The 23792-nt window shown below is 36.4% G+C and carries 16 protein-coding genes and 1 tRNA gene; 3 read left to right on the top strand and 14 right to left on the bottom strand.

The genetic code is table 11. From position 1 onward, the window contains the following. Positions 1–83 precede the first annotated feature (83 nt). The 9 genes from ruvB to ACK4R1_RS00200 form a co-directional block, all read right to left on the bottom strand. A complete protein-coding gene (gene ruvB, locus ACK4R1_RS00160) occupies positions 84–1106 on the bottom strand; it encodes a Holliday junction branch migration DNA helicase RuvB (protein ID WP_409681961.1) in 1023 nt (340 codons plus the stop codon). Between the two features lie 83 nt (positions 1107–1189). Next, on the bottom strand, positions 1190–2989 hold the full coding sequence (locus tag ACK4R1_RS00165) for a cbb3-type cytochrome c oxidase subunit I (RefSeq protein WP_409681964.1): 1800 nt from the start codon (positions 2987–2989) through the stop codon (positions 1190–1192). Between the two features lie 28 nt (positions 2990–3017). After that, positions 3018–4202 (bottom strand): cytochrome c oxidase subunit II, encoded by a 1185-nt coding sequence (locus tag ACK4R1_RS00170; RefSeq protein WP_409681967.1) that lies wholly within the window; start codon positions 4200–4202, stop codon positions 3018–3020. 19 nt (positions 4203–4221) lie between these two features. Next, positions 4222–5715 (bottom strand): quinol:cytochrome C oxidoreductase, encoded by a 1494-nt coding sequence (locus tag ACK4R1_RS00175; protein WP_409681970.1) that lies wholly within the window; start codon positions 5713–5715, stop codon positions 4222–4224. A gap of 27 nt (positions 5716–5742) precedes the next feature. After that, complete coding sequence (locus ACK4R1_RS00180; protein WP_409681973.1) at positions 5743–6306, bottom strand: c-type cytochrome; 564 nt, start codon at positions 6304–6306, stop codon at positions 5743–5745. 8 nt (positions 6307–6314) lie between these two features. Continuing rightward, positions 6315–6842 (bottom strand): DUF3341 domain-containing protein, encoded by a 528-nt coding sequence (locus tag ACK4R1_RS00185; RefSeq protein WP_409681976.1) that lies wholly within the window; start codon positions 6840–6842, stop codon positions 6315–6317. Positions 6843–6850: 8 nt separating this feature from the next. After that, on the bottom strand, positions 6851–8260 hold the full coding sequence (gene nrfD, locus ACK4R1_RS00190; RefSeq protein ID WP_409681979.1) for an NrfD/PsrC family molybdoenzyme membrane anchor subunit: 1410 nt from the start codon (positions 8258–8260) through the stop codon (positions 6851–6853). A gap of 39 nt (positions 8261–8299) precedes the next feature. Continuing rightward, a complete protein-coding gene (locus ACK4R1_RS00195; protein WP_409681982.1) occupies positions 8300–11362 on the bottom strand; it encodes a TAT-variant-translocated molybdopterin oxidoreductase in 3063 nt (1020 codons plus the stop codon). Positions 11363–11394: 32 nt separating this feature from the next. After that, the gene (locus tag ACK4R1_RS00200) at positions 11395–12729 is read right to left on the bottom strand and encodes a c-type cytochrome (protein ID WP_409681985.1); all 1335 of its coding nucleotides are present in this window, start codon (positions 12727–12729) and stop codon (positions 11395–11397) included. 219 nt (positions 12730–12948) lie between these two features. Here ACK4R1_RS00200 and ACK4R1_RS00205 point away from each other — a divergent pair, with 219 nt between their 5' ends. Further along, positions 12949–13338 (top strand): SPOR domain-containing protein, encoded by a 390-nt coding sequence (locus ACK4R1_RS00205; RefSeq protein WP_409681988.1) that lies wholly within the window; start codon positions 12949–12951, stop codon positions 13336–13338. A 29-nt stretch (positions 13339–13367) separates the two neighbouring features. On the opposite strand, the gene ACK4R1_RS00210 is transcribed toward ACK4R1_RS00205, so the two are convergent. From ACK4R1_RS00210 to rimP, 4 genes are all read right to left on the bottom strand, one after another. Further along, positions 13368–14507 carry a hypothetical protein gene (locus tag ACK4R1_RS00210; RefSeq protein WP_409681991.1) on the bottom strand — a complete coding sequence of 380 codons (1140 nt, stop codon included), beginning with the start codon at positions 14505–14507 and terminating at the stop codon, positions 13368–13370. 63 nt (positions 14508–14570) lie between these two features. Beyond that, positions 14571–17360: a translation initiation factor IF-2 gene (gene infB / locus ACK4R1_RS00215; protein ID WP_409681994.1), complete on the bottom strand. Its 2790-nt coding sequence runs from the start codon at positions 17358–17360 to the stop codon at positions 14571–14573. A gap of 37 nt (positions 17361–17397) precedes the next feature. Beyond that, positions 17398–18639, bottom strand: a complete 1242-nt coding sequence (gene nusA / locus ACK4R1_RS00220) for a transcription termination factor NusA (protein ID WP_187658909.1) — start codon at positions 18637–18639, stop codon at positions 17398–17400. A gap of 8 nt (positions 18640–18647) precedes the next feature. Next, positions 18648–19115: a ribosome assembly cofactor RimP gene (gene rimP / locus ACK4R1_RS00225; protein ID WP_409681997.1), complete on the bottom strand. Its 468-nt coding sequence runs from the start codon at positions 19113–19115 to the stop codon at positions 18648–18650. Between the two features lie 169 nt (positions 19116–19284). Here rimP and ACK4R1_RS00230 point away from each other — a divergent pair, with 169 nt between their 5' ends. After that, positions 19285–20109 (top strand): universal stress protein, encoded by an 825-nt coding sequence (locus ACK4R1_RS00230; protein ID WP_409682000.1) that lies wholly within the window; start codon positions 19285–19287, stop codon positions 20107–20109. A gap of 52 nt (positions 20110–20161) precedes the next feature. Here ACK4R1_RS00230 and ACK4R1_RS00235 read toward each other — a convergent pair. Beyond that, positions 20162–20232: transfer RNA gene (locus tag ACK4R1_RS00235), tRNA-Gln, on the bottom strand. A 223-nt stretch (positions 20233–20455) separates the two neighbouring features. Here ACK4R1_RS00235 and ACK4R1_RS00240 point away from each other — a divergent pair. Continuing rightward, positions 20456–23734, top strand: a complete 3279-nt coding sequence (locus ACK4R1_RS00240; protein WP_409682003.1) for a protein O-mannosyl-transferase family — start codon at positions 20456–20458, stop codon at positions 23732–23734. The last annotated feature ends 58 nt before the right edge of the window (positions 23735–23792 follow it).

The raw sequence follows: 23792 nt of genomic DNA on the forward strand, positions 1-23792 counted from the left end.
TTAGGGGTTGGAGCATTTGTTTGAGCTCTTTTTTGTGCAGCAAAAAAAGCGAGTGCGGAAAACCCGACCCGCAGGGGAATGCCCTAAAAAAGTCCGCCTTGAATATTAGTATTAATTTTTCCTAAATGTTTATAAGCTTTCTCAGTTACTTCTCTTCCTCGTGGTGTTCTTATAATAAAACCTTCTTGGATTAAGAAAGGTTCGTACACTTCTTCGATGGTTTCACCGCTTTCGGAAACGGCTGTGGCCAAAGTAGATAAACCAACCGGTCCGCCTTTAAATTTTTCGATGATGGTCATTAATATTTTATTATCCATTTCATCTAAACCGTGAGCATCAACGTGTAATGCTTTTAGGGAAAAACGAGCGATTTCGATATCGATTTTACCGTTGCCTTTGATTTGGGCAAAATCGCGGACACGGCGCAATAGTGCATTGGCTATACGAGGTGTTCCTCTGCTTCTACCGGCAATTTCAATCGCGGCTTCCATGGTAATCGGCATTTTTAAAATGCTTGAACTTCTTTGAACGATAGTGGTTAATAATTCAGTGTTATAATATTGTAATCGGCTTTGGATTCCGAAACGGGCTCTCATTGGAGCAGTTAATAATCCGGAACGCGTGGTCGCTCCAACTAACGTAAACGGATTCAAATTGATTTGCACTGTTCTGGCATTCGGACCTGATTCAATCATGATATCGATTTTGAAATCTTCCATAGCGGAATACAAATATTCTTCCACTATCGGGCTTAATCGATGGATTTCATCAATGAACAGAACATCTCTATCTTCTAGATTCGTAAGTAATCCGGCTAAGTCTCCGGGTTTGTCTAAAACCGGTCCGGAAGTGATTTTAATTCCAACGCCTAATTCATTGGCCAAAATATTTGCCAAAGTAGTTTTTCCTAATCCCGGTGGTCCGTGAAACAAGGTATGGTCGAGCGCTTCATCTCTTTGATTGGCGGCTTCTACGAATACTTTTAGGTTATCTAACACTTGCTCTTGACCGGTAAAATCATCAAAGCTTAAAGGCCTTAATTTTTTCTCTAAGTCAAGTTCTTCGGGATTAAAATTATTGTTGGTTGGATCTAAATTCTCGTTCATCTCACAAATATATAACAAAGTTGGTTGCCAATAAAAAATGCCTTTCGATTAGGAAAGGCATTTGCTATATTTTATAAAAAGAATTAGTGATGTAATACTTCTTCTCCTGCTTTCATAGGTACATTTTGAGGAACAAAATCATCATCATGCCCTGGCTTACTGTAATCGTAAGGCCATCTGTGAACGTGAGGAATTTCTCCCGGCCAGTTTCCGTGCATGTGCTCCACCGGCGCTGTCCATTCTAATGTGTTCGATTTCCATGGGTTTTGTACAGATTTTTTTCCGTAGAAGATGCTGCTAAAGAAGTTATACAAGAACACCAATTGGAATGCTCCACCAACTAATGCAAAAACTGTGATGATAACGTTTACATTCTGTAAATCGTCAAACAATGGGAAGTTGGTGTTTGTATAATACCTTCTTGGTAAACCAGCCATTCCTATAAAGTGCATTGGGAAGAATACTCCGTAAGCACAAACTGCTGTAACCCAGAAGTGAACATAACCTAAGTTTTTGTTTAACATTCTTCCAAACATCCTAGGGAACCAGTGGTAAATACCGGCAAACATTCCATACAAAGCAGAGATACCCATTACCAAGTGGAAGTGAGCTACTACAAAATATGTATCGTGAACGTTAATATCCAAAGTACTATCTCCCAAAATAATTCCGGTTAAACCTCCTGTGATAAAGGTAGAAACTAATCCAATAGAGAATAACATTGCTGGGTTTAACTGCAAGTTACCTTTCCATAAAGTTGTGATATAGTTAAATGCTTTTACTGCTGAAGGAATTGCAATCAATAAGGTAGTGAAAGTAAATACAGACCCTAAGAATGGATTCATCCCCGAGATAAACATATGGTGACCCCAAACGATAGTTGACAAGAATGCAATGGCAATAATTGACATAATCATTGCTCTGTAACCAAAGATTGGTTTACGAGAGTGTGTAGCAATAATCTCAGAAGTAATACCCAAAGCAGGTAACAATACGATATATACTTCAGGGTGACCTAAGAACCAGAATAAGTGTTCAAACAATACCGGTGAACCACCTTGGTAATGTAAAACTTCTCCAGCAATATAAATATCCGACAAGAAGAATGAAGTACCAAAGCTTCTATCCATAATCAACATCAAAGCTGCTGATAATAATACCGGGAAAGAAATAACTCCGATGATAGCCGTGATAAAGAATGCCCAAATAGTAAGTGGCAATCTTGTCATTGACATTCCTTTAGTTCTTAAATTAATTACTGTAACGATATAATTCAAAGAACCCAATAATGATGACGCGATGAAAATAGCCATAGAAACCAACCACAAAGTCATTCCTGCACCAGAACCTGACATAGACTGTGGCAATGCGCTTAAAGGTGGATAAATAGTCCATCCTGCAGAAGCTGGACCGGATTCTACAAATAATGAAATCACCATTACGACACTTGATAAAAAGAACAACCAATAGGAAATCATGTTTAAGAATCCTGAGGCCATATCTCTCGCTCCAATTTGCAATGGAATCAATAAGTTACTAAAAGTTCCACTTAAACCGGCCGTCAATACAAAGAAAACCATTATTGTTCCGTGTATAGTAACAAGAGCTAAATAGGTTTCGTTATTCATAACGCCACCCGGTGCCATTCTTTCTCCAAGGAAAAAGCTAAAAATTTTAAAGGATTCTTCAGGCCATGCCAATTGCATTCTGAAAAGCATAGACATACCGACACCAATAACTCCCATAATGATACCAGTAATCAAATACTGCTTAGATATCATTTTGTGATCAATACTAAAAATATATTTAGTAATGAATGTGTCTTTATGGTGGTGTTCGTGTTCGTCGTGACCGTGATCGTGGTTGTGAGCTTCTGCTGACATATTAGGTAACTTTTAAGTTTTAGATAAATTATTTCATTTCCGCTTGAGCAACTACTGTTGTGTCTTTGCTGTTAGAAGATGTAGAATCTTTAGTTGGTACTGCAGGCGTTTCAGAAGCTTTAGCTTCTGCTGCTGCTGTCTTCACTGCCTGAACAATAGTTTTAGGTGCATTTTCCTTTAACCAAATTTTGTATTCTTCCGGAGTATCAACTACAATTTTCATTTGCATATTGTAGTGAGAAGCACCACAAATTTTATTACATAATAATAAATAATCAAAAGTATATGGATCAAGTGCTGATTGTCCTTCTGCAACTAATTTTTCACTTTTCTTAGCTCTTATTGCATTGATATTAGCTACTTTTTCAATCATTGCCGGTTTGTCTCTCATTTCGGCAGTGGTTAACGTTGGGATAAAAGAAAATTCAGTTACCATTCCAGGAACACAATTCATCTGTGCTCTGAAGTGAGGCATATAAGCTGAGTGTAATACGTCTTGTGAACGCATTTTGAAAATCACTCTCGTTCCTTTTGGAATATGCAATTCAGAAGAAGCAAAATCATCTTGGGCATTTGGATCAGACAAATCTACCCCAAGATTATTAACACCTTCTATGTATCTGACATTGGCTTTTCCTAAAACATTATCTGCTCCGGCATATCTGGCTTCCCATTTGAACTGTTGTGCATAAAGTTCGATAACAATCGCATCTTGTTCGTCTTTTTCATCAACAAACATAATATTAGTCCAAGCATATAATCCATAAAGAATTAAACCTGCTAATACAATCGCCGGGATAATACTCCAAATAAATTCCAGTTTATTATTATCGGCAAAATAAAGTGCTTTTTGCCCTTGTTTCCCTCTGTATTTGAAGGCAAAATAGTGTAATAATGCTTGTGTTACGGTTTGAACAAAAAAGATTAAAACCATAGAAATCATCATCAATCTGTCAACTTCCGGGCCGTGTTCAGATGCTGAATCGCTCATCAAAGGAAAATGGCTGTAATTTAACAGACAGAAAATCGTAGTTAGGTAAATAAATCCTAAGAAACCAAACATCAAGTAACCATTAACTTTGTTATCGTTATCGTTTGCCACTTGAGTGTTATTCACATTTCCACCAACTTGAGTTAAGTCAAATATTTTAGTTAACTGCCATAAGGCAACTGCCAATAAAACTACAACTATAAGTATCAAAAGAGTTGTCATTTGTAATTTACTTTAAATATTAATAATGAAAATGTTTACTTTCTTCTATGAAAGGATTGCGTTTTGGAACTAATGGTGCTTTTGTCAAGGCACTGAATACAACAAAGATGAATAATCCGAGGAAAAACAAGATTGCTGAAATTTCAGGCACTCCAATGAACCATCTGTCACCTACCGTTGCCGGCATGATCATATTGAAGAAATCAACATAGTGTCCGAATAGAATAACAACACCAGCCGTTACAATAATCCAAGAAACACGTTTGAAATCAGTATTGATTAATAACAATATTGGGAATACAAAGTTCATAGCTACCGCTCCGAAGAATGGTAAATTGAAGTCTTCGATTCTTGTTTTGAAATAAGTTACTTCTTCAGGAATATTTGAATACCAAATCAACATGAATTGTGAGAACCATAAGTATGTCCAAAACACACTAATACCAAACATAAATTTAGACAAATCGTGAATATGGCTTGAATTTACATTTTCTAAATAACCTTTAGATTTCAAGTATAAAGTCACCATCGAAATGGTTGTAATTCCACTTACAAAGAAACTAGCGAATACGTACCAACCGAATAATGTACTGAACCAGTGTGGATCAACTGACATAATCCAATCCCATGACATGATAGATTCTGTTACGATAAAGAATACTAAGAATGCCGCTGACATTTTAAAGTTCTTTTTGTAGAAAGAATTGTCTGTAGCTTCATCTTGAGCCAAACAGTTTTTTCTAGATAAATGTCTGTATAAATTCCAACCGGCAATAAATATAGCAGCTCTGATAATCCAGAATGGAAAATTTAAATAACCCGATTTACCATCGATTAACGCGTCATAATTTTCGTGTCCAACTTCCGTAACTCCATCATTCATCCATACAAACAAATGATTGAAATGGAAACCAGACAATAATAATAAGATAAAAAAGATAATAGAACCTGGTAATAAATAAGCCGTGATTCCTTGCATCACTCTAAATAAAACCGGAGACCAACCTGCTTGAGCTACTTGTTGTATGGCATAAAAAGCTAAAGCTCCTAAGGCAATCAACATAAAGAAAAGACATGCTACATAAACAGCTGCCCAAGGTTTGTTTTGTAATTGATGTAAAACGTGCTCAGCATGTTCTTTATGATCATCATGTCCGGCAGTAGCGTGGGCATCATGAGTAGTTGTTTCAACATGAGCTTCTTCTTTTGCAGGTGCTGCATGAGTTTCTGCAACTGTAGTAGTGTCATGTGCTAATGAATCAACTATCGTATCGCTATGAGCGTCAGCTACTGGTTCAGTATGCGCTTCATGTGCTGTTGGTTTAGTTTGAGCTTTATGAGCAGGATCAGCTTCGTGTCCACCACCGTGATGTTCTGCTGCTTCTTCTTTCAGAATAGTCTCAACATCTTGAATAGTTTTTGGTGCTTTATAAAAACCCCAACCAATCCCAAGGATTCCTACGATCATTAGGACAAAAGAAAAGGTTTTTAGTTTACTTGAAAATGTATACATATCTATAACAATCTGTTTGTTCTACAATTATAATTTGCTTTTAAGTTGCATTACATAAGCGGCAACCAACCATCGCTCTTCTTGACTTAACTGATTGGCATGAGAACCCATAGAGTTCAAACCATAAGTCACGACATGGAAAACACTACCTTCATTTATCACTCTGTCGGCATAACTTGGAACTCCTAAGAATTTTTCTTGGGTAACTAGCTTCCCTTTTCCATTTCCTTCAGCACCATGACAAATAGCACAGTAAATGCCGTAAAGTTCTTCGGCCTTTTTCATATCAACTTGAGAAGCATCTAGAGGTGATTTTGGATTTAAAGCCTTGATTGCAACTAAAGCCTCAGGAGTATTTGGATATTCATAAGGAACGAAACCTCTTTTAATTGAACCTTCTGCCGGTGCTTGACCTTCTTTGCCCTTTTCACCGGTTGGAGAATTGAAAGCATCTGACTCAGAATAAGTTTCATAAGCCACAGATTCGTACATATTTGGCATATATTGATAGTTAGGTTTCAAATCATCTTTACAAGAAGACAAAGAAACAATGCTACCGAATACAAATGCTATTTTAAGTAAACTTTTCATATCTATTATTAATGCTTATCAATTACTTTTACTTCTACTGCTCCTGTTCCTTCGAAGAATTTTACCAATTCTGCTTCATTATCATGAACAGCTACTTCCATCAAGAAGTGGTCATCGGTAGTTCTTACATCCGGATTTTCTGCTTGCTTGAATGGCCATAATTTACTTCTCATGTAAAAAGTGATTACCATTAAGTGGGCTGCAAAAAATACGGTCATCTCAAACATAACTGGAACAAATGCCGGCATATTTTGAATATAACTAAAACTCGGTTTTCCACCAATGTCTTGTGGCCAATCGGTAATCATGATGTAATTCATCATAACGGTTGCCACTGTTAAACCGATACATCCATAAATGAATGCACAAATAGCTAAACGTGTTGGTGCCAATCCCATAGCTTTATCTAAACCGTGAACAGGGAAAGGAGTGAAAATTTCCTCAATATGATGATGGGCTGCTCTGGTTTTGTGAACCGCATCCATTAATACATCATCATCATTGTATATTGCGTGTATAACTTTATTACTACTCATAGCAAATATTAATGTTTATCTGAATGATTATGACCTTCTGATTCTCTTTGTTTCTTATAATTCTCTCCGGATGATTTCAAGATTGTTTTAACCTCTGCTTGAGCAATAACCGGGAATGTTCTAGCATATAAAAGGAACAAAACAAAGAAGAAACCAATTGTACCGATGAAGATACCAATGTCAACAAATGTTGGTTGGAACATCGTCCATGATGATGGAAGATAATCTCTGTGTAATGAGGTAACGATAATTACGAAACGCTCAAACCACATTCCAATATTTACCACAATCGAGATGATGAAAGAGAACATAATACTTGTTCTTAATTTCTTGAACCACATGAACTGAGGAGAGAACACGTTACAAGTCATCATAGCCCAGTATGCCCAAGCGTAAGGACCAGTTGCTCTGTTCAAGAAAGCATATTGTTCATATTCTACTCCTGAATACCAAGCCACAAATAACTCAGTAATATAAGCAACCCCAACGATAGAACCCGTAATCATGATTACAATGTTCATCAATTCGATATGTTGGATAGTGATATAAGCTTCAAGATTTGATACTTTTCTCATGATAATCAACAACGTATTTACCATCGCAAATCCTGAGAATACTGCTCCTGCAACGAAATACGGTGGGAAGATGGTTGTATGCCATCCCGGAATCACCGAGGTAGCAAAGTCAAAGGATACAATCGTGTGTACAGAAAGTACCAATGGTGTTGCTAAGCCTGCCAATACTAATGACACTTCTTCGAAACGTTGCCAGTCTTTTGCTCTTCCGCTCCAACCAAAAGATAGAATAGAATAAATTTTCTTATTGAATGGCGTTACTGCTCTATCTCTTAACATCGCAAAATCCGGTAATAAACCTGTCCACCAGAATACTAATGATACAGAAAGATATGTCGAAATCGCGAATACGTCCCAAAGCAACGGTGAGTTAAAGTTTACCCACAACGAACCGAATTGATTTGGAATTGGCACAACCCAGTAAGCTAACCATGGACGACCCATGTGGATGATTGGAAATAAACCTGCTTGGATTACCGAGAAAATGGTCATCGCTTCTGCTGAACGGTTGATCGCCATTCTCCATCTTTGACGGAATAACAATAATACGGCAGAGATAAGTGTTCCGGCGTGACCGATACCAACCCACCAAACGAAGTTAGTGATATCCCAAGCCCAACCTACGGTTTTATTCAATCCCCAGGTTCCAATTCCGGTAGAAATAGTATAGACAATACAACCTATTCCCCATAGGAAAGCGGCTAATGCTATTGAAAATACTGTCCACCATTGTTTGTTGGCTCTGCCTTCTACAGGCGCAGCGACATCTACTGTTACATCGTGATAAGATTTATCACCTATAACTAAAGGTTTTCTAATGGGTGCTTCGTAATGAGACGACATAATCCTTTATATTGTTTCTTAATTAATTATTTTTTGATACTAGGTATTTCTAACTTTAACGTGATAGAAAACATTTGGTTTTGTTCCAACACTTTCTAATAAGTGGTACATTCTATTGTCTTCGGCCAACTTAGCAACTTTACTTTCTTTGTTGTTAACATCTCCAAAAACCATAGCTCCTGAAGAACAAGCAGCAGAACATGCTGTTTGGAACTCATCAACGGCCACTTCTCTGCCTTCACGTTTAGCGGTTAGTATAGTTTTTTGTGTCATTTGAATACACATAGAACATTTTTCCATAACTCCACGAGAACGAACATTTACATCTGGATTAATTACCATACGACCCAAATCATTATTCATGTGGAAATCAAACTCGTCGTTATTATTGTATAAGAACCAGTTGAAACGACGCACTTTATAAGGACAGTTGTTGGCGCAGTAACGAGTACCAACACATCTGTTATAAGCCATTTGATTCTGACCTTGACGTCCGTGAGAAGTTGCTGCAACAGGACAAACTGTTTCACATGGTGCATGGTTACAATGTTGACACATTACCGGTTGGAAAACAACTTGTGGATTATCCCCTGGATTTTCCATCTCTCCAAATCCGCCTAATGAACCTTTTTCACCAAACAAACCATCAAATTCTTTTTTCTTTTTGTTGTCACCTGCGAAAGTTTCTTCAGAAGAATAGTATCTGTCAATACGCAACCAATGCATATCACGACTTCTTCTAACTTCAGATTTTCCAACAACAGGAACATTGTTTTCTGCATGACAAGCAATTACACAAGCACCACAGCCGGTACAAGCATTCAAGTCGATTGACAAATTAAAATGATGTCCAACAGAACGATCAAATGATTCCCATAAATCTACTGAAGTTGCTTTTACTTCTTTATGATCCAAAGAAACCATTGGTGACGGATTCCATACTTCAGGTTCATCAAATTTTGCAGTGAAAACAGTTAAGGTAGTTTCTTTAATAATATCGCCTCTTCCCATCAAAGTTTTTTGAGACTGAACACAAGCAAATTCATGTTCACCATCAGCTTTGGTTAAAGTAGCCGATTGTACATTATTAAAGTTGTTATATAAAGCGTAAGCATTAACTCCTACTTGCATTTCTTCTTTTAAAGCGGCTTTTTTACCATATCCTAAAGCCAAACCAATAGTACCAACGGCTTGACCCGGTTGAATGATTACCGGAGCTGTTATAGTAGCATCACCAACTTTTACAGTAGCATAACTTCCGTTAAGACCACCATTAGCAACGATTTCATTTTCTAAACCAAGTTTTTCCGCATCTGCTTTCGAAACCGTTAAATAGTTGTCCCAAGACACTCTTGTAATCGGATCAGGGAATTCTTGTAACCAAGGGTTATTGGCTTGTTGCCCATCTCCTAAACCAGTTTTGGTATACAATACTAATTCGAAATTAGCCAATGGTTTTGATTGAGCCAATACGCTTGCTGCAGCTGAAAAGTCCGCTGAACCACCAGTTGCTGTCGAAGCTACACCAGCTACAACTCCATCATGAACAGCTTTATTCCAAGTCAATCCATTTAAGTAAGCAGCTGAATTTGCTTTGATGTAATCATAATAAGCAGTGCTGTTACCATTCCACGACAACAATCCTTCTTGGAATTGTTTTGAACTGAATAACGGACGAATGGTTGGTTGAACCAAAGAATAAGTTCCTTTAGTCAACATTAAATCATTCCAAGACTCTAAATAATGAGTCGACGGAATAGCAATATTGGTGAGAGAAGCAGTTTCATCTTCTTTCAAAGAGAACGCTACCGATAATTTTACTTTTTTCAATCCTTCAGCAAAGGCTTTCCCGTTGGCCAAAGTATAAACAGGATTTACACCACTCATAATTAAAGTATGAACACTTCCTGCATTTATATCGGCTAATAATTGAGCCACTTTTGCATCAGAACCTTTTCTGATTTGACGTGTTCCAGCAGTTGAAAATGCTTCACTTGTTAAAGCTTGGTTAATTGCTAAAACTAATAATTGAGCGTTTTTGTCTTGAACACCGGAAACCAAAAGACCTTTAGAACCTGCGTCCTTTAATTGTTGTGCTGCTTTTACAACTTCATCTTCATTGGCTACTTTTCCAAGACCAACAGATGCACCTGTAACAATATTATAAATTTTAACTAAAGCTAATTTTTGATCCGCAATTTTCATCGGAACACGTTTATCAGCTGCAGCACCTGACAAAGTCATGTTAGCTTCAAACTGAATGTGTTTCGACATTTTACCTTTTTGAGGAATTCTTCCTTGTGCATAACCACTGTCAAATCCTCCACCTTGCCAATCTCCTAAGAAATCTGCACCGATGGAAACGATAGTATTTGCTTTTGAAAAATCATAATCAACCAAAGCTCTTTCACCATAAACGGCTTCAAAAGCATCTAAGGCAGCCGATTCAGAAACGGCATCATAAACTACATGTTTAGCCGTTGGGTTCTGTGAAATAAATTCAGCGATTAATTTTTCAGTAGATGGACTAGCTAAAGTATTGGTTAACAAAACTACTTGTCCGCCTTTTGATTTAGCTTCTGCCAAACTGGCTTTGATTTTCAAATCTGCTTCTACCCAAGTAGCCTCTTTTTGAGCAACCTTAGTTACTTTAAGACGCAAACTGTCATACAAAGACAATACAGAAGCATGAACTCTCGCATTAGCCGCAAATTTGGCTCCGGCTATTGTATTATTTTCGATTTTAATCGGACGACCTTCACGTGTTTTCACCAATAAATTAGCAAAATCAAAACCATCAAACATAGAAGTTGCAAAATAATCAGCAACACCAGGGATAATTTGTTCTGGTTGTAGAACGTAAGGAATAGATTTATGTACCGGACCTTCACAAGCTGCCAAAGAAGCGGCGGCTGTACTAAATCCAACGTATTTCAAGAAATCACGACGAGTTGTTGAAGAAGAAGATAATGAATCTTTATCGGATAAAAATTCATCTGTTGGAATTGCTTCCACAAATTCATTATTTCTAAGCGTCTCAACAATAGAACTATTTTCGTTTAGTTCCTCAACACTTTTCCAGTATTTTTTGTTCGATGACATCGTATATAAATATTAGCTTCTTAATAATTTGATTAATAGTGGCACTTACCACATTCTAAACCTCCCATTTGTGCCGCAGTCAATTTGTCTACACCATATTTTTTAGAAAGTTCTTCGTGAATTTTAGTATAGTAAGCATTGCCTTCCATCTTCACATCCGTTTCACGGTGACATTTGATACACCAACCCATGGTTAATGGAGCAAATTGTTTTTGGATTTCATATTCTTGAACCGGACCGTGACATTTTTGACATTCAATTCCGGCAACCGTTACGTGTTGTGAGTGATTGAAGTAGGCAAAGTCAGGCAAGTTGTGTATACGAACCCATTTCACCGGTTTTGTTTTTCCGGTATATTTTTGAGTCGACTTGTCCCAACCTACCGCGTCATATAATTTTTGGATTTCACCATCGTAGAAAGCTTTGGTGTATTCAGCAGTGGCAGTTGTATCAGCTACTTCTGAAATATTTTTGTGACAGTTCATACAAACATTCAACGAAGGAATACCAGCATTTTTACTAACTCTGGCAGCCGAGTGACAGTACTTACAGTCAATACCATTACTTCCGGCGTGAATTCTGTGTGAATAGTGAATTGGTTGAATTGGCGCGTAATCTTGATCAACACCTACTTGCATCATCCAACTGTAAACAAAGTAACCACTGGACAATAACAAGAAAATAGAAGCAACCAAAACTAAAAATTGGTTTTTAGCAAAAGCTTTCCATATTGGCATTGACGCTTCTTTAGGCGCTACTTCGATTCCATTTGCTTTGGCAACCTTAACCAACACATTGTTCACAAAGAACAACATAACCACCAACATCAACATCACTAAAGCTAAAGCTCCAAGAATCACATTGTTTGACAATCCGCTATCAGCCGTTTCTTTACCCGGAAGAGCAGTTGTTACTGTTGGTTCTGGTTTTTTCTCATTGGTATACGCAATGATGTTATCAATATCAGCTGTTGATAAATTTGGGAAAGAAGTCATCACCGACTTATTGTATTCCTCAAAAATTTTAACCGCTTTAGCATCTCCCGATTTAATCATGGCAGAGCTATTATTGATCCATTTGTAAATCCAAGCCATGTCATACTTTGCAGAAACACCTCTTAACGCAGGACCTGTCATCTTCTTATCAAGAGCATGACATGCTGCACAATTGGCATTAAACAAAGCTTTACCAGCTACCGGATCACCTCCAGTAGTTGCCGCAGGAGCTTCTGTTGCAGTAGCTGTTGCTGCTGGGTCAGTTGCCGGCGGTGTTGCTTGTGAAAATGAAGTGAAGGAGAATGTTAGCATTAAAGCTAAACTGTAGACTATTTTCCTTGAAATCGAATTATGGTTACCCACTTTTTTCATATAATATAATGATTATCGACTAATGTTGGCATGGTTTTTTACGAATCTATTTTCAGTTAAAAATCCATGCTTTGTTAAAAACTTGCACAAAAATACGACTTATGAACTATTCTCAAAACCTTAAATATATCTTAAATACCAATTTATATTAATTCTAAATAATAAATACTCTTTTGTTTAAATTATTAAGTTTTACATTTGTATAAAAATCAAATCATTATGAAAGATTTCTCGAAAACTAACCTTCTTTTTACTGCTTTAGTGGTTTTCTTTTTAACACAAAAAAGCTTTAGTCAAGAAGCAAAAGTAGCTGTAAGTCAAGATCCAAAGTTTGAACAATTACTTAACGAAAAAAGAAAAATAAACAGTTCTATAACTATTAATGACCGCTATAAAATTCAGATATTCAATGGAGATAGCGAAAATTCCAGAAAAACATTGATGGATTTTAAAAAAGAAAATAAAAATTTGGACGCCACAATTGTTTTTAGCACACCTGCCTATAAAGTATGGGTTGGCAATTTTAAAACCAGGATTGAAGCAGAAAAGAACTTAGAATTGCTCAAAAAGAAATTCCCGAATGCCTTTTTAATTAAACCAAATAAATAAAAAAAGCCCCGATTTAGTCGGGGCTTTTTTTAAAAATTATAAAATTTCTTGTAAATCATTTTTTTATCAGCAGGTGTTCGTTTTGTCTTCTTGTATTCTTTGAGTAAAACAGCATTAGATTCAAGCATATTCATGACATATTTATCAGTTAAAAAAGTAGGCATTCCATTGGCTCTTTCAATCAATAATGGTATTTTTTGAGGCTCTGAACTACCGCTTCCACTAAAAATGAGCGCCGGCAGTAAACCGCCACCCATAGCCACCATTCCACCATAGGCTAGATAAAAACTATTGAAATCAAGATTCCGTTCTTCTACTTCATCAATAAAGTAATTAACCCCTAATATTTCGGTTTTTAAGTAATACTTCACGGTTGAAAATTGGAAAAGATTAATGTAAAAATTGTTCCCGTCACTAAAACCATAAAATCCGTTTTCAACTCTACCTGTCGCATTGCTCAAGAGACAAAAACCTTCTTTGTATTTGGTTATGGTGTAATCTTCCAAACTGAGTAACTTTCCATTAAAAACATCTTTATAATTCAAGTAGATACCGGCTTTTATTTTTGCATCAGTATCGTCAAGATTAATCGTTTCATCCGAAACAAACGGAATGGCGATTTTATAAGTATCTTGGGTATTTTTATAATTTTCGAAACTGTTTTTAATAGCCAATGTGATTAATTGCGCGTGCTTTTTGGTAACATCCGAACGAGAATCTTCTTTGGAAGAAAAAAAGGTACCGGTAATATAGTGTAGACCATCATCTTTCTTTTCAATGATATCTAAAACTACAGTGGCAGAACCCGTTTGCTTCTTTTTATAATTATTGTCGGTATCTGCGTTACTTTCTGTCACATAAAGTTCATTAATTCTAATGGAAATGGCTCGTTTATTTTCAGTTTTGGGATATAAAATGGCTAATAGTGATGACAGTTCTTCTGTAAAAGGTTTTTCAAAATTGGCAGCAACTTTATTATTAAAAAGCGACACATAAACGGTCCCGATATTTTCTTTCACTTGTCTACCGTCGTATATCTTTTCAATATAAAAATCACTTTCTAAAGCGGTATTCTTTTCGTTAGCCAAAGAAATCAAATGAACTTTCTTTTCTTGGGCAAGTGAAACAGCACAAAAGAACAAACAAAAACCTATTGTAATTTTTTTCATGAGTTTTTCAATTTGAGGCTAAAATAAAAAAAGTCCCGATTGCTCGAGACTTTTTCTTTAGTATTATTTCAACTTTTTCTTTACTTCCACTTCTTGGAAAGCTTCGATCAAATCCAGTTGTTCAATATCGTTGTAATTCTTAATTTGAATACCACAATCGTATCCTTTGGCCACTTCTTTCACATCATCTTTGAAACGTTTTAAAGTAGCTAATTCACCTGTGTAAATTACGACACCTTCACGAATCAAACGAATCTTAGAGTTTCTGAAGATTTTACCATCGGTAACCATACATCCGGCGATAGAACCAACTTTAGAGACTTTAAATATCTCACGGATTTCAGCAGTACCGGTAATTTCTTCTTTCATTTCCGGCGACAACATGCCTTCCATAGCGTCTTTCAAGTCGTTGATTGCATCGTAGATAATGGAATAACTTCTGATATCGATTTCTTCTTTTTGTGCCAATTGACGAGCATTCCCGGCAGGACGAACATTAAATCCGATGATGATCGCATCTGATGCAGAAGCCAACATAACGTCGGTTTCAGTAATCGCTCCAACACCTTTGTGGATAATATTGATTTGAATTTCTTCGGTAGACAATTTAGAGAATTCACTGGAAAGCGCTTCTACAGATCCGTCCACGTCACCTTTAAGGATAATGTTCAGTTCTTTAAATTGGCCTAAAGCAATACGACGACCAATCTCTGCTAAGGTAATATGACGTTGTGTTCTCACTGATTGTTCACGCATTAATTGAGTACGTTTGGCAGCAATTTGTTTCGCTTCTCTTTCGTCTTCAAACACGTTGAATTTATCTCCCGCAGTTGAAGCACCATCCAAACCTAAAATAGAGATTGGTGTTGATGGCCCGGCTTCTTTGATGTTATGCCCTCTTTCATCGTGCATGGCTTTTACCTTACCGTGATTTTTTCCGGCCAAAACGTAATCACCCACTTTTAAAGTTCCCGATTGCACCAATATCGTGGATACATATCCTCTACCTTTATCTAATTGTGCCTCGACTACAGTTCCAACTGCCGGTTTATTTGGGTTTGCTTTTAAGTCTAAAACTTCAGCTTCAAGCAATACTTTTTCTAATAATTCTTTAACACCCGTTCCTTTTTTAGCAGAGATGTCGTGTGATTGGTATTTCCCACCCCAATCTTCTACCAATAAGTTCATGGCTGCTAATTTCTCTTTAATTTTTTCAGGATTAGCACCTTGCTTATCAATTTTGTTGATAGCAAATATCATTGGAACGCCGGCTGCTTGTGCGTGACTGATTGCCTCTTTAGTTTGCGGCATGATATCATCGTCCGCTGCAACCACAATAATCGCGATATCAGTAACTTGAGCTCCACGAGCACGCATTGCGGTAAACGCTTCGTGACCCGGTGTATCCAAGAAAGTAATTCTTTGTCCGCCCTCTAAAGTAACTGCATAAGCACCAATGTGCTGTGTAATTCCTCCCGATTCTCCTGCAATTACGTTTTCATTACGAATATAATCCAGCAAAGATGTTTTACCGTGATCTACGTGACCCATAACGGTTACGATTGGTGCACGAGTCACTAAATCTTCCGGTCTGTCTTCCACCACTTCCATCGTTTCTTCGATATCCGTTGTGATAAATTCTACTTCATAACCAAACTCATCTGCTACGATAGATAAGGTTTCAGCATCCAATCTTTGGTTCATGGTTACCATGATTCCCAATGACATACAAGTCCCAATTACTTTGGTAATTGGCACGTCCATCATGGTTGCAATTTCACCTACGGTAACGAATTCGGTTACTTTAATAGTTTTGCTTCCTTCTTCGAGCGCTTGCATCTCGTCTTCATTTCTTTGACGGTGTGTATCACGCTTGTCTCTTCTGTATTTGGCAGCTTTAGATTTGTTTCCTTTTCCTTGAAGACGTTCTAAAGTTTCTTTGATTTGGTTTTTTACTTCCTCTTCTGTTGGCTCTACTTTTTGAACTATAGCAGGACGATTTCCTTTTTGGAATCCTCCGCCGCCCGGTTTATTACCGGTTTTATTTGGTCCAAAAGCGTTTCCGCCACCGCCACCACTAGTGATGGCAGGTTTTCCAGGCTCTCCGGGTTTACCCGGTATTCTTTTTCTTTTATTTTTATTGGCGTTGTTTGCCGCATTTTGTGCTGCTGTTTGTCCGGCACCTGGAGTTGCAGGTTTGTTAGCGTCTTTTTTGAACTCCTCTTTTTTCTTTTTCGGTTTGTTAAATTGGGACAAATCAATAACTTGACCTGTAAGAGTAGCACCAGATAGTTTTTGGTATTGAGTCGTGATTGTTTCGTCTACCGGAGCTTCTTCCGAAGGCTTTGCCGCAGCAGGCTTTTCAACTTCTGTTACCTTAACAGGTTTTTCCGGAGTGGCTTCGGCTACAGGAGCTTCTTCTTTAACAACTTCTTTTGGTTTTTCAACAGCAATTTTCGGAGTTTCAGCAGGAGTTACAGGAGCTGAAGGTTTTGGATTTAAATCAATCTTACCAATTTGCTTTGGAGCACTGATTACAGCTTTAGCCTTAACCACTTCTAACCTTTGACGCTCTTCCTCTGCTTTGCGTTTGTCTTCAATTTCTTTTTCTCTTTCTAATCGAAGCGCTTCTTTTTCTTTTCTGATTTCTTCACTTACGCCTTTAGAAGCTTCTTTGTTTCCTTTGTCTCCGGCAAATTGACCACAAAGAATATTATACACATCATCGGAAATTTTTGTGTTTGGACTTGCTTCAATAGCAATTCCTTTATCCTTAAGATAATCCACAGCTCTTTCCAAAGAAATATTTAATTCCCTTAAAACTTTATTAATTCTAATATTTCCTTCAGACATAAAATCTTTTTAATGTTTATCTATTTTGGCGAAAGAATTAGTCCTCAAACTCTTCTTTCAATATTCTTATTACTTCTAAAATGGTTTCTTCTTCCAAATCGGTTCTTCTTACTAAATCAGCCACATCTTGGTTCAAGATACTTCTGGCAGTATCCAATCCGATTTTGGCAAACTCGTCGATTACCCATCCGTCGATTTCATCTGAAAACTCTGTTAATTCAACATCATCTTCTTCTGCAGTTATACCTTCACGAATTACATCTAATTCATAACCGGTTAATAAACCAGCCAATTTGATGTTGTGACCGCCACGACCAATCGCTTTAGAAACTTCTTCTAATTTCAAGAACACTTCCGCTCTTTTTTTCTCTTCGTCAATTTTAACGGAAGATACTTTCGCAGGGCTTAAAGCTCTTGTAATATACAATTGTAAGTTACTTGTATAGTTGATAACGTCAATGTTTTCGTTTCCTAACTCACGAACAATTCCGTGAATACGAGAACCTTTCATCCCAACACAAGCACCAACAGGATCAATTCTATCGTCATAAGAATCAACGGCTACTTTTGCTTTTTCGCCTGGAATTCTCACTACTTTTTTAATCATGATTAAACCATCGAAAACTTCCGGAATTTCTTGTTCGAATAATTTCTCCAAAAATTTATCCGCCGTTCTCGACATAATAATCTGTGGTTTATTCCCTTTTAACTCAACACTTTCAATGATACCGCGAACATTATCTCCTTTGCGGAAAAAGTCTGACGGGATTTGTTTTTCTTTTGGCAACACAATTTCATTACCTTCATCATCTACCAAAATTACAACTCTTGGGCGAACGTGGTGCACTTCAGCGGTGTAAATTTCACCTATTAAATCTTTAAATTGTTTGTAAAGATTGGTATTATCGTGTTCGTGGATTTTAGAAATCAAGTTTTGACGCAAAGCCAAAATCGCTCTTCTTCCTAAATCGATTAACTTCACTTCTTCAGAAACTTCTTCTCCGATTTCAAAATCGGGTTCGATTTTTCTGGCATCAGTTAGGGTGATTTCTTCGTTTTCTAAATCTAAATCGTCATCAGCAACAACAATTCTTCTTCTCCAAATCTCCATATCACCTTTATCAGGATTGATAATGATGTCAAAATTATCATCAGAACCGTATTTTTTCTTTAATGCGTTTCTAAATACATCCTCCAAAATCGCCATAAGCGTTACTCGATCAATAAGTTTATCATCTTTAAACTCTGAGAATGATTCGATTAATGCAATATTTTCCATGCCAAATTTTAATTAAATATTATAATAACAATTGCTTCTTTTATTTCTGAATAAAGAATTTCACGTTTATGCTCAACGGTTTCTTTTCCTTTACCCACTTTTTTTGGTTCTCTTGCAGTCCACGAAAGTGTTATACTTTCTTCTGTAGCCGCTTCTAACTTTGCTTCTATCGTTTCAGTAGCCGTTTTTATTTTCAACGTTCTGCCAATATTTTTTTTGTATTGTCTCACCAATTTTAATGGTGTTGAAACGCCGGCCGAAGCTACTTCTAATGAAAAATCTTGTTCTTCACGATCTAAATTATTTTCGATCATCCGACTAACATCGATACAATCTTGCAAATTTACACCGTTATCACCATCCAAAGTTACGGTAATTTTGTAACTCTCTGAAATACTTAAATCTACCAGAAACAACGAAGGTTTTTCTAATAACCCTTGTTCTAATAAACTCGAAACTTTCTCTTTAAATGTCATAGTTGTATAAAAAGAGGGAAGCATTGCTTCCCTCATTATTTAGTTTGAATGGTAAATAACGGTGCAAATATAGTTATTTTTTTATAAATCAAAAATCATTGCTAAATCAAAAAAAAATAATACCTTTATTGTGTTAAAAAATCCTATCCAAAACTTACTTTTTTACATTATGAAAAAAATTTTAGTCCCAACAGACTTTTCAGACCACGCAAAATACGCCTTAAAAGTGGCCGCACAAATTGCCAGAAAAAATGGCGGAGAAATATTTCTTCTTCACATGCTGGAGTTACCTCATCAAGCTGGTGACGCTATTGGAAGCGGTCATGACATACCGGAAATAATGCTTTTTAAAAATGCCGCCATTAATCGACTGGAAGACTTAATGGAAGACGAATGCCTTGAAGGATTGAAAGTTTCTGAAATTATACAATTCGAATTAGCCTTTGAAGGCATCATGAATATCAGCAAAAAAAATAACGTTGATTTAATCGTAATGGGTTCACACGGTGCTAGCGGATTTAAAGAAATGTTTATTGGTTCCAATGCAGAAAAAGTAGTTCGAAATTCGGACACTCCTGTTTTGATCATCAAAAAAGAAGCTGGCGATTTTGACGTTAACAAATTTGTATTTGCTTCTGACTTTTCAGATGAAATTAAAAAACCATTTGGAAAAGTTGTTGAATTTGCCAATAAATTTGATGCAGAATTACACCTTGTGATGATTAACACGCCAAGCAGCTTTAAACCAACTCATGTGGCGCAAGAAATTATGAAAGATTTTATTGCTAACTTTAGTATCAACAAATATTCAACTCATATTTATAATGATGTCAATGTTGAAAGTGGCGTTTTAAATTTCACTAATCACATTGATGCCGATTTAATCGGAATGAGCACACACGGCAGAAAAGGACTGGCCCACTTCTTCAACGGAAGTATTAGTGAAGACTTAGTAAATCATGCTGTTAGACCGGTAGTCACTTTCAAAATTTAAAAATAAAACAATATAAAAACAAAAAAGCCTCTCAATTGAGAGGCTTTTTCTGTTGGTCTACTAGGACTCGAACCTAGAAAGACTGCACCAAAAACAGTTGTGTTACCATTACACCATAGACCAGCTTTACTTAATGCGAGTGCAAATTTAGAACAAATTTTATTTTACACAAACAAATAGAAGAAAAAATTAAATTCTTTGTTTAAAAAACCATCACAACACAACCTAATAAACTTGTAGTTAATTCATTATCAGTTTGAGATTTTTTTGTTAATTGAAGTTTAATTGCGTTAAAAAAAATAGTTTCTTTGTATCCATAAACAAAACCCTTTCATTTCATACTTATATGATGAATTTTAACTTCAACAAGTGGAATACCATTCTAGGATGGACAGCCTTTGCAATTTCTTTAATCACTTTTTCACTGACGGTAGAGCCCACCATGAGTTTTTGGGATTGCGGTGAATACATCTCAACCGCTGCTAAATTAGAAGTAGGTCATCCACCCGGAGCGCCACTTTACCAAATCCTTGGGGCATTCTTTGCGATGTTTGCTACCAGTAAAGAAACCATTGCCTTAATGGTTAACATGATGTCGGTATTCTCAAGTGCCTTTACTGTTTTGTTTATGTTTTGGTCTTCTTCAATTCTTTTGAGAAAAATTGTTTCTTCTTATACTGAAATGGATAAAAACAAGGCCATAGTCATTTTAGGCAGTTCAATGGTGGGTTCGCTTGCTCTGACTTTTTCTGATAGTTTTTGGTTCAACGCTGTAGAAGCCGAAGTATATGCTATGGCATCTTTATTCATTGCCTTACTGTTTTGGTTAGGATTACGATGGGAAGAAGAAATGCACACGCCAAAAGGGAATCGATGGTTATTACTAATCTCTTTAATTGTTGGACTTTCTTTTGGAGTTCACTTTATGGCACTATTGACTATACCAGCAATTGGATTTTTATATTTCTTCAAAAACTATAAAAAAGTCACTGTCAAAAGCTTCGTCATTGCTAATGTGATTATTGTGGCTGTTTTGTTGTTTATTTTTAAATTATTATTGCCTTACACGCTGGCCTTTTTTGGGAAAATGGAAATTTTCATGGTGAATAGTATTGGGCTACCATTCAATTCCGGAACCATTTTTTCCACTTTACTGATTATAGCTTTTTTCTATTTCGGATTAAAATATACCCGCGAAAAAGGGCATCCTTTTTACAATACCGCTTTACTGTGTATCCTTTTTGTATTAATTGGTTTCTCAACATGGATGATGTTGCCGATTCGCGCCAATGCCAATGTGGTGATTAACGAAAATAAACCTTCCGATGCCGCTGAAGTTTTAGCTTACTACAACCGGGAGCAATATGGGGTTAATCCATTGTTTTACGGGCCTCAATACACAGATACTTTTGCAGGATTAGATGAAGACCAACCCTATTTAGACAAAGCGCCCAACTACGAAAGAGATTATAAAACCGGAAAATACGTGATTGTAAACAATTACAAAAATGCCGATCAAAATACAGACGACAAGCACAAAGCTGTTTTGCCACGTCTTTGGAGCAATGATCACATTGCAAATTATGTACAATTTACTGAAATCCCTAAATTCACTTTAAACCAAAACTATCCCTATGAAGAAGATTTGGCTCAATATGGGGTTGACATCGATAGTTTGAGTGAAGACCAAGTGATGCAAGCTGTAGGACAGTTGAAAGATGAAATGCAGAAAAACATTAATGAATTTAAATCTGCTTACGCACAAAAACAAATTGACAACGAAGATTATATTAATTTCCTTAAAAAATACAGCGATTATCTTATCGTAGAAAAACCTTCTACTTGGGATAATATTAGCTTTATGATTGAATACCAATTCGGATACATGTATGGAAGATATTTGCTTTGGAATTTTGTTGGAAGACAAAACGACATTCAAGGAAAATATGACAACCTTGACGGAAACTGGTTAAGTGGAATTAAATTTATAGATGAAGTTCATTTAGGCAAAGGAAGCCAAGAAAATCTTCCGGATGACGTAGTAAACAACAAAGGGAGAAATGTTTATTATTTCTTACCATTTATTATTGGATTAATAGGATTAATGTATCATGCGCAAAGAGATTTGAAAAGCTTTTATGTATTACTAATATTATTCTTGTTCACCGGTTTAGCCCTGAAAATTTACTTAAACGAAAGACCTTTTGAACCAAGAGAAAGAGATTACGCATTGGTTGGATCGTTTTATGTTTTTGCTCTTTGGGTCGGATTTGGTGTGTATGCGATTTACGAAATCATCTCTGAATACATAAAATCCAAAATCGTCGGACCTATTGTAATCACCGCTTGTCTTTTAGCAGCACCGGTTTTAATGGCTTCACAAAATTGGGACGATCATGACCGTTCCAATAAATATACAGCGATTGCCATGGCCAAAAACTATTTGGAGTCTTGTGACAAGAATGCCATACTGTTTACCATTGGTGATAATGACACTTTCCCCTTATGGTATGCCCAAGAAATAGAAGGCATCAGAACTGACATTAAGATTGTAAACACTAGCTTGTTTATGACCGATTGGTATATCGATCAAATGAAATTTAAAACCTATGACGCTAGCGGTTTACCTATTTCATTTAAACACAGTGAATATGTTGGTGACAAGTTAGATTATGTCGCTCATATCCCAAAAACTGATGCACGTTGGGACATAAAAGCCTTTATCGATTTTATTAAAGACTCAAGATCAACAATCGATTTGCGAAATGGACAAACCATTCATTTTTACCCAACTAATAAAATCAGAATTCCTGTAGATAAAAATGCCATAATCAAGAATAATGTCGTTAGCAAAAAAGACTATGATTCAATCGTTCCTTACATCGACTTAGACATCAAAGGCAGTGCGATTTATAAAAATCGTTTGATGATGTTAGATGTTTTAGCCAATAACAATTGGGAAAGACCGATTTATTTTACCGGAGGAAGTTTTGGAGATGATGATTATCTTTGGATGAAAGATTATCTTCAATTAGATGGTTTGGTTTATAAACTAGTCCCTATCAAAACACCTATCGACAAACAAAACCCTTATGACATGGGTCAAATAGATAGTGAAAAAATGTACAATCTTATAAACAAATGGGATTGGGGCAACGGGGATTTGACTACTATCTATCACGATCCTGAAACTCGCAAAAACAGCATCTCTTACCGAACCAATATGGCCCGATTAATGGAACAATTAATCAATGAAGGTGATAAAGAAAAAGCCAAAAAAATAATTGAATTGGCCTTATCCAAAATGCCAATGGATTATTATGGCTATTATACCATGGTTGAGCCATTTGCTTCCGGATATTATGAATTAGGCGAAAAAGCAAAAGCCCGAGAGTTATTGGAAAGATTGATGACCAAATACAAACAAAACTTGAAGTATTATGCCGGAATACAGCCTTCCATTCAAAACGGAATTGCTTCTGATATCATTACCGATATTGAGCGTTACAGAAGTTTATTGGTGGTGATGAAAGACCGAGGAGATTTAGAGTTTTATAACAAAAATAAACCAATATTCAATTCTTTTGTTCAGCGTTTCACTCGTTTTGGGAGAGAATTAGAATAAATTAATTTGGAAATAATTTAATGTGAAAATGTAGCAATGGGTTTGTTACATTTTCACA

It is taken from the genome of Flavobacterium sp., from assembly GCF_046293665.1.
Classification (GTDB): domain Bacteria; phylum Bacteroidota; class Bacteroidia; order Flavobacteriales; family Flavobacteriaceae; genus Flavobacterium.

Coding starts and splice junctions, on each gene's coding strand:
- nrfD (WP_409681979.1), bottom strand. CDS start 8,260: ATGTCGTCTCATTACGAAGCACCCATTAGAAAACCTTTAGTTATAGGT.
- infB (WP_409681994.1), bottom strand. CDS start 17,360: ATGTCTGAAGGAAATATTAGAATTAATAAAGTTTTAAGGGAATTAAAT.
- ACK4R1_RS00240 (WP_409682003.1), top strand. CDS start 20,456: ATGATGAATTTTAACTTCAACAAGTGGAATACCATTCTAGGATGGACA.
- ruvB (WP_409681961.1), bottom strand. CDS start 1,106: ATGAACGAGAATTTAGATCCAACCAACAATAATTTTAATCCCGAAGAA.
- ACK4R1_RS00205 (WP_409681988.1), top strand. CDS start 12,949: ATGAAAGATTTCTCGAAAACTAACCTTCTTTTTACTGCTTTAGTGGTT.
- rimP (WP_409681997.1), bottom strand. CDS start 19,115: ATGACATTTAAAGAGAAAGTTTCGAGTTTATTAGAACAAGGGTTATTA.
- ACK4R1_RS00170 (WP_409681967.1), bottom strand. CDS start 4,202: ATGACAACTCTTTTGATACTTATAGTTGTAGTTTTATTGGCAGTTGCC.
- ACK4R1_RS00210 (WP_409681991.1), bottom strand. CDS start 14,507: ATGAAAAAAATTACAATAGGTTTTTGTTTGTTCTTTTGTGCTGTTTCA.
- ACK4R1_RS00200 (WP_409681985.1), bottom strand. CDS start 12,729: ATGAAAAAAGTGGGTAACCATAATTCGATTTCAAGGAAAATAGTCTAC.
- ACK4R1_RS00165 (WP_409681964.1), bottom strand. CDS start 2,989: ATGTCAGCAGAAGCTCACAACCACGATCACGGTCACGACGAACACGAA.
- ACK4R1_RS00195 (WP_409681982.1), bottom strand. CDS start 11,362: ATGTCATCGAACAAAAAATACTGGAAAAGTGTTGAGGAACTAAACGAA.
- ACK4R1_RS00180 (WP_409681973.1), bottom strand. CDS start 6,306: ATGAAAAGTTTACTTAAAATAGCATTTGTATTCGGTAGCATTGTTTCT.
- ACK4R1_RS00230 (WP_409682000.1), top strand. CDS start 19,285: ATGAAAAAAATTTTAGTCCCAACAGACTTTTCAGACCACGCAAAATAC.
- ACK4R1_RS00175 (WP_409681970.1), bottom strand. CDS start 5,715: ATGTATACATTTTCAAGTAAACTAAAAACCTTTTCTTTTGTCCTAATG.
- nusA (WP_187658909.1), bottom strand. CDS start 18,639: ATGGAAAATATTGCATTAATCGAATCATTCTCAGAGTTTAAAGATGAT.
- ACK4R1_RS00185 (WP_409681976.1), bottom strand. CDS start 6,842: ATGAGTAGTAATAAAGTTATACACGCAATATACAATGATGATGATGTA.